Source organism: Streptococcus pseudopneumoniae, assembly GCF_001068775.1.
Classification (GTDB): Bacteria; Bacillota; Bacilli; order Lactobacillales; family Streptococcaceae; genus Streptococcus; species Streptococcus pseudopneumoniae_N.
In genome coordinates this window covers 25,537-32,889 of sequence record NZ_JWAJ01000079.1, presented here as the reverse complement: position 1 = coordinate 32,889, position 7,353 = coordinate 25,537, and the positions used below count along the sequence as shown (strand labels likewise).

The following is a 7,353-nucleotide window of genomic DNA, read 5'->3' as shown; positions in this document are numbered from 1 at the left end:
CTGATTCTCCCCGTTCAAATCTAGAGATTTGAGATTTAGATAAATTACTATCAGCAATTGAACTTAAACTTATTTTCTTCCCTTTTCGAATTTTTCTGAGTGTTATACCAAGTTTTGATTTCATTTTTCCCATATTCCCAACAAAATTACAAGGATTTTTTATTTATTATACAATAAATAAAAAAATAAAGGGAGGTTCAGTATGAAAAAACTTTTAAAATTTACATCAATATTGTTATTGATTATGGATATTATCATTATAGTCGGAGGTTGATTCTTACTAATCTTATACGTAATTCTTAGAGGATATCTATTATGCAAGAAGTTATTATCACAAATAATAAAAGCTGGTTATTTAGTTCGTCTAAGAGACATAGAAGACACCTAAAAAGGGTTGTTACTTATTGCAAAGTTAGTTCCGATAGTGAGAATTAGAAAAACAGTTACGAATCTCAAGTAAGACACTACAAAGAATATATTTCTAAGCGTTCAGATTGGTAACTTGCAGATATTTATCATATAAAGGTATATTAGGAACAAAAGTAGGAAAAAGACAAGCTTTTAACGACTAATAAATGAAATGAAAACTGTTATATTTCACTGATTGCTGTCATATAAAACATATTTTTATGAGCGACGTATTTACTTTCATTGTATAATCACAATAGAAATACTATTTTAGTTTTACTAAAATCTAGAATATTTGAAAACTAATTGGCTTACTTATATATGAAAACATCCCTAATCTGCAACAAGGAGAGGAAGCAATGAAAAATTTAGGACAAATCTTAAAAAAAATTCGAGAAGCTAAGGGCCTCTCTCTTTATAATATTGCTAATGATGAGATTTCTACCTCTCAGTTATCTAGATTTGAAAATGGATATACAGATATTACTCTTAGTAAATTACTTTCAGTTTTAAAGACACTGGACGTATCTTTAGAAGAGTTTATGTATTTAGGGCGTGGTTTTCATAAGATGAGTAATTTCGAGGTAATTGATAAGATAAATAATTATTTTTATAAGAACAACAGCCCAGCCTTGAGAAGACTCCTAATTAATTGTATAGAAAAGGAAGAGGAGAAACTAAGTAAGAAATTAACAATAATTTTGATTAAGTTAAAGCTCCAAGAAATTGAGAAAGATAATATTGTGACTTCTGAAGAAATTGATTTTATATCAGACTATTTATTCAGCATAGATATCTGGGGTGAATATGAATTAGAGCTATTTTCCTCCACAATGGAAATTTTTTGCCAATCAAGTATTATGATATTAACGAAGGAAATGGTGAGGAGAACTGATTTTTATAAACATTTACCGACCCATAGAAGATTAATTACCAGCATGTTATTTAATGCTTTTAGCCTCAGCGTAGAAAGAAATAATATAGTTGATGCATCTTATTATAGAGAACAATTAGTCCAGTTATTTTTTGATGAAACAGAATTATATGAAAGATTAGTTTTTCACCTCATAGATAGTTGTTACAATTTTAAGATGACAAATGAATTGAGTAATATTTTAGAGATGAGAAAGTGTATTGGCTTTCTGAAAACCTTGGAAAGCATGAGTTTAGTAGATAGATGGGAAAAATATATTGAGAGAGTACTTAATAGTAACTAATTGCAAATTAGGGATAAAAACTATTAGACCAACTGCTAGTGATATAATAACATTAGGCAGTAGGCCTAATAGTTTTTATAATCAAGGAGGATTAATCATGAAGAAATTATTGAAGTTCTGGGAAGATGTTGTTTTAGTATAGAAATAAGTCTTGAAAAACTGGATTTGAAGAATTATTTTGATTAAACAATTTTTAGTTAGGGTTCTGTTAAGGAATTATAGTATTTAGAGTTACATGTTTGAATATCGAAAAAGATATTCACTAGAACTGGGGTGGTTGTAATGAGTGTATTAGAGTTTATAAAACCTAGAAAAGATTCCGTATATACTCCATTGAATAGTATTAGGGTAAAGCTGACAGATAACTGTAATTGGAACTGCTGGTGGTGTCATAATGAAGGAACAGGTAGTAGGGAACAAAGATTAATAAAAAATATTGATTTTTTCAATGATAAATTTTTTAATGATTTTATTGATCTAACAGATTCCTTAAATATTACTGAGGTACATTTGACAGGTGGTGAGCCTAGTTTACATCCAGATATTGACTTAATTATTAAAAAATTGAAAGAATATAATTTTGTTGTTAAGATGACCTCAATTGGAGGTAAAAAGGAGGTTTTTGATAAGATAATATCTTCGGGAATAGATGGAATTAATTTTAGTTTACATGCGGTAGATACGGTTGAAATGTACAACACTCAAGTTAATCGTTCTAATAGATGGGTAGAGCAAAATCATCGGAAGTTAAAAGAACTAATAGAATATGTAAGTAGAAAAGGAGTTCCTGTAAAGATAAATACTGTTGTAGCCAGCTCTGAAGATTTCGGTAGAGCTTATGAAGTGATGAAGTGGGCTAGTAGCCGCAACATTGCCATAAGAATCTTAAACGAAGTTGAAAGCAATGAAAAATCTATTAGTGCGATTAGAAATTTTTTTGATTCGTTAAATGGTATTGAAATAAGTAGGAAATATATCAAAGGAAGTTCATCTGGAACTATTTTTTATAATGTTCCTAATATTGGTGAAGTGGGATTTAAAATACTGATTCCAAACTACTTGCACGATATGTGTAAATGTTGTAGAATTAGGGAAAAGGGCAGATGTGGTGAATATTTTTATGGAATACGATTAGAAAATTTGCTTGGTAATTACAATATTAGGCTTTGTGTCCATAAAACATCACCAGAAACTTACTATAGACTGAGTGAATTTAAAGAGACTTCAGCCTTTGAAGAATTGAGAGGTAAAATTAATGAATGAATTAGAAGTTAGATTTGAACTTAACGATGAGAGGGATTATAATAATGCTATTTCATATTTAGAAAAATCTTATAAATTTAAGTGTGAAAATAAGCAAGTTGATGAATATTTTAAAACAAAAGGAAGAGAATTTGAAAATGATGAGGTAGGTAGCTTTATTTACAGAATTCGTCAAGAAGCTGATGATAAGGCATGTGTTTTCACAAGAAAAGATACGATAAAACAAGGAATGTGGAGTGAAAGTGAAATAGAGTTGGAATCTGAAAAACTAGAATTTGTAAGGAATATCTTGCAAGATGGTTTTTCAAATATTTTCACAATAAGTAAATATAGAAAGACTTATCATGACGTATTAGAAAATAAAACGATTAATCTAGATCAGATTGATGGTCTTGGATTTTATCTTGAAATAGAGATTTTAGGAGATTTTTCAAAAGAAGATTATAATAATTTTTATGAGAAAATGTGCGGAGAGTTCTCGTTTTTAAATTCAAAAATAGAAACAAAGGGCTATGTCCAATTAATGAGAGAAAAAAATGGACGTAATTGAAATTATCAAACAGTTTTATTTTTATGGTCAAGAAAATGGATTTCGAAAACTACAAGAAGGTAAAGTTGTTAGACCTAGAGGGTCAGAGACTATCTTTAATATGTCTGCTATTTCAGAGCATATTAGTTTGTTTGATATGCTATCTGAAACTGGCTGCGTGGAAAAATATGTAACAAAACAGCTATCATATTTTTCAAATAAATTAGATGGCGTCGGTATTAATAGATTGACTAATCCGATGGAGGTTGGCTTATCATTTCTAGTTAAGAATTGCAAAGAACCGGAAGAGATGATTTATCATGCTTTAGCTTTTTTGCAAAGCATTGGTTTATTTACACACCGTATATATGTACGATGTGATAAAGAATTAGAGTTTCGCAGATGGTACATAAAAACAGGAATACCATCTGAAAATATATATGAATGGAAAAATATTGAGAAATTTCATATAGGAAAACAGAGACCTACAGGTAATTACTCTTACTTATATTACAAGTATCTTAATGGTGTAGTTCCGTTCGGAACAATTGCAACTATATATAGAGATGGAAACTACCATTTTGATGTAGTTTTTTATGCAGAACGTTTAGCAATGATTCTAGAAGAAAAAGAATCAATCTGGGGAATTTCCGAAATTAATTTTTTGTTGCCGGTTGTGTCATCATTGCCTATTGATTTTTTAAATGTTAATAGATTTGTTTTACTTTTTAGAGTTTTAGTTTTATTAATCCATGGTGGAATAGGAGAAATTTCAAATAAAAAACAGGGGTATTTTTTGAAAAAAATTATACGTGAATTAGCTTTTTTATTAGACTCAAAAACTATCTCCAATTTATCAAAGAAAAAATTAGTTGACTTATCTTCTAATCTTGTTCACAGTTTAGGTTATATTGATTTGAACATTCAGCAGAAGAGACAGATTGAGGAAAGTATAGAAAAAATAAATTATTTCTCTATTGACATAGCTAAGAGATTGAATAAAGTTGAAAACATGCTTAGGAATCAAGAGGTTAATTCTATTGATTTTAGAAAACTAAAAGGTGAATACGGAATATTTCCTGAATGGATAGTAGCAAAATATTCTGATATTCTCAAGGATAGAGGTATTCATATAGAAATTAAAAAACGGAATTCTATTCGAAGTTTAGCCTTAGGGAACGATAATAGACTTGTAGATATTGATGAACTATTAGGAGAAAAAAATGTCTAAAATACTTGTTATTGGTGGTTTCTCTGAAATACACAGAGCACTTAAAAAAAATAATTGTAAGTTAACATTGGTTTGTGAATCTTCGAAGATAAAACCATATTTTAAAGATCTTTATGATGAAGTTCTTGCCTTTAACAGTTTTAAAAACGAAGTTCAAATTATTGAGACAGTAAGTAAGGCTGTTGAATATTTAGGAGACTATCAATCGATAATTTGTATGTTTGAAAGTTTACAAGCATTAGCATACAAAATAGCTGAAAAAACAAAGATACCTTTTAATATCAATGAAACTCAAATGATGGTTATAAATAATAAGTATGCATTGAGAACTTACTTGAAAAATTCATTGTTTGACAACGTTAACTGTGAAATGATTGAGAATAGAGATGATGTGATAAGATTTGTCAACAAAAATGGCACATCAATCTTAAAACCGATAGATGGCACTGGGAGTCGATCAATCTATAAAGTTGATTCATCAAATGTGAAGGAAATAGTGAATCAAGTAGAGATTTCAGATGAAACGTTTATAATTGAAAAATTTATTGAAGGTGAAGAATTTAGTATAGAGGCTATAAGCGTAAATAGTCAGCATCATATTTATGGTATAACAAAAAAATTAAAAAATCTTGAAACATTTGTTGAGATTGGCCATATTGTACCTGCTAATATTTCGACTGATTTAAAAGATATAATTAACAACTATATGGGGAAACTACTATCAATTTTGAAGGTTACAAATGGTCCAACTCATACAGAGATAATTATCACAAACAATCAAGAGATTCATGTTGTCGAAACTCACTTTAGATTAGGTGGAGGTATGATTTCGGAATTATATAGAAATATTAGTATAAACCATAATCCTATAGAGATAGCAGCCCTATCATCTGCTCAACTTTTAAATGATTTTGATCATTTTGTCTTTTCTTCTAAATTTATAGCCATTTATTTTGAGGAATTTGAAGGTGAAGTAATTAAAACAGTTACTTTAGATGATCACTATATTGAAAATCATGAGGATATTATCGCTACTGAATTATATGTTAAAGCGGGGGATAAGAGGAGAGAAATAGGTAGCTCAAATAGGATTGGTCATGTGATAAAAACTTCAAACGATTACAATGAGTTAATCTCAGGTAGAGAAAAGACATTGAATTCCTGTATTGAAGTACTGTATGAATAGTCAATTTTGGAGGTGAAATATGTCTGTAGTGATTATTGATCGTGAAGGTAAGTCTAAGCATAATTATTTAAAATGGTTAAATGATTTTGAACAAGAGGTATATATCTTGGGCTATCTCGAAACGATAAATAGTTTTTCTTATGATAAGGCTATAGGTTTTCCTGAATTTGAGACTAACGGAAATGTTGAGCAATTTATTTATGAATTAAATAAAATCGATCCTGTTACAAAAATTTTAGCATTTGAAGAAGGTAGTATTATTCGAGCTGCTTGTATACGAAAAAATTTGGGAATAAAAGGTCAAACACTTGAAGAAGCACTATTGTTTAGAGATAAATATCTCATGCGGAAAAAACTTTCTAAAGAAGGTTTTAAAACTCCTAAATTTAGAAAAGTAGATCACTTTATGGATGTTGTGTCTTTCTGTGAACAATTTGGGTATCCTGTGATTTTGAAACCAAGAAAAAAATGGGCTTCAAAAGGTGTTATTAAAATTGAAAATAAAGATTCATTGTCAGATGTTCTTTATAATATTTCGCTAGATGATTACTTGGTTGAAGAGTATGTGAGTGGACAGCTATATCATGTTGACGGATTTTTTAACGGTCAATTGATAGAGTTTTCTTGTTGTAGTATGTATGTCAAAAATTGTTTAGAAGCATTTGAAGAGGGATTTGGTCTTGGTTCAATAATGCTTGATATTGACTCGAATGAAGACAAGTTATTAAAAAATTATACTGCAGAGATTTTTAAAAAATTTGAAGTTGATTATAATACGATTTTTCATGCAGAAATATTTATTGATAAATCTGGTAATCCAATACTCTGTGAGATTGGAAGTAGGCTTGTAGGGGGTGAATATACAAAAAATATTATTAAATCATTCTCAATTAATTTGGATGAATATTTGGTAAAAAGAGAGTTAGGCATTCCTTATAATATAGGCAACACTTCAAGTGTTAGGCTTTCTGGGAAAGTATGGATACCGGCACAAAAGGGATATGTGAAGTCTATTCCAATATTGGATTTGGATGGGATTATAGAGATACAAATTAAACAATATGAAAATGTTCGCTTTGCTGGATTACAGAAACAGATGGATTACTTATTAACTGTTAGCTTTTTTGGGAAGAATTTGGATGAACTTCTTCAAAAAGCAATGGATATAAAGAATTTTTATAGTAAGTCAATTGATTGGTCGGAAACTATTACTGATACATGGTTTACTACTTAGTAGTTAGAGTCTAATTTTTTATCTGCATAAGATTAAGAATATTACATTTTTAATAGATACGAGAGAATTTAGTTCAATTACTTGGTGAAGTTAGTTGGTAATACAGATATTTCATGATGGAGTTTTAAAAACTCCTATTTTTATAAAAATCAGATTCTATAAAAGTGGATAAATCAACATTTCCATCCTTAGAATTTTTGGGTTTTAAAGGCTCTTTTGAAGGAGTGATACTTTCAAAGTTATTTCATAGTTTCTTTCAACCATTATTTAAGGTGTCTTATAACA

6 protein-coding genes and 1 pseudogene are annotated in these 7,353 nt (G+C 29.2%); 6 read left to right on the top strand and 1 reads right to left on the bottom strand.

Annotated elements, in window-relative coordinates:
• Nucleotides 1–124, bottom strand: a pseudogene (locus ADF68_RS11325) (helix-turn-helix domain-containing protein); the annotation flags it as partial.
• A gap of 643 nt (nt 125–767) precedes the next feature.
• Here ADF68_RS11325 and ADF68_RS03610 point away from each other — a divergent pair.
• The 6 genes from ADF68_RS03610 to ADF68_RS03585 all read left to right on the top strand — a co-directional run bounded on the left by ADF68_RS03610 (nt 768) and on the right by ADF68_RS03585 (nt 7,068).
• On the top strand, nt 768–1,625 hold the full coding sequence (locus ADF68_RS03610; RefSeq protein WP_049548671.1) for a helix-turn-helix domain-containing protein: 858 nt from the start codon (nt 768–770) through the stop codon (nt 1,623–1,625).
• 282 nt (nt 1,626–1,907) lie between these two features.
• Complete coding sequence (locus ADF68_RS03605) at nt 1,908–2,888, top strand: radical SAM protein (RefSeq protein ID WP_000114485.1); 981 nt, start codon at nt 1,908–1,910, stop codon at nt 2,886–2,888.
• A complete protein-coding gene (locus ADF68_RS03600) occupies nt 2,881–3,438 on the top strand; it encodes a CYTH domain-containing protein (RefSeq protein WP_049548670.1) in 558 nt (185 codons plus the stop codon). The genes ADF68_RS03605 and ADF68_RS03600 overlap by 8 nt, the downstream gene beginning before the upstream one ends.
• Nucleotides 3,425–4,648, top strand: coding sequence for a hypothetical protein (locus ADF68_RS11320; RefSeq protein WP_065426688.1), 1,224 nt, complete (start codon nt 3,425–3,427; stop codon nt 4,646–4,648). The genes ADF68_RS03600 and ADF68_RS11320 overlap by 14 nt, the downstream gene beginning before the upstream one ends.
• Nucleotides 4,641–5,834, top strand: a complete 1,194-nt coding sequence (locus ADF68_RS03590) for an ATP-grasp domain-containing protein (protein ID WP_049548669.1) — start codon at nt 4,641–4,643, stop codon at nt 5,832–5,834. Before ADF68_RS11320 ends, ADF68_RS03590 begins: the two co-directional genes overlap by 8 nt.
• A gap of 19 nt (nt 5,835–5,853) precedes the next feature.
• A complete protein-coding gene (locus ADF68_RS03585) occupies nt 5,854–7,068 on the top strand; it encodes an ATP-grasp domain-containing protein (protein WP_049548668.1) in 1,215 nt (404 codons plus the stop codon).
• Nucleotides 7,069–7,353: the final 285 nt, after the last annotated feature.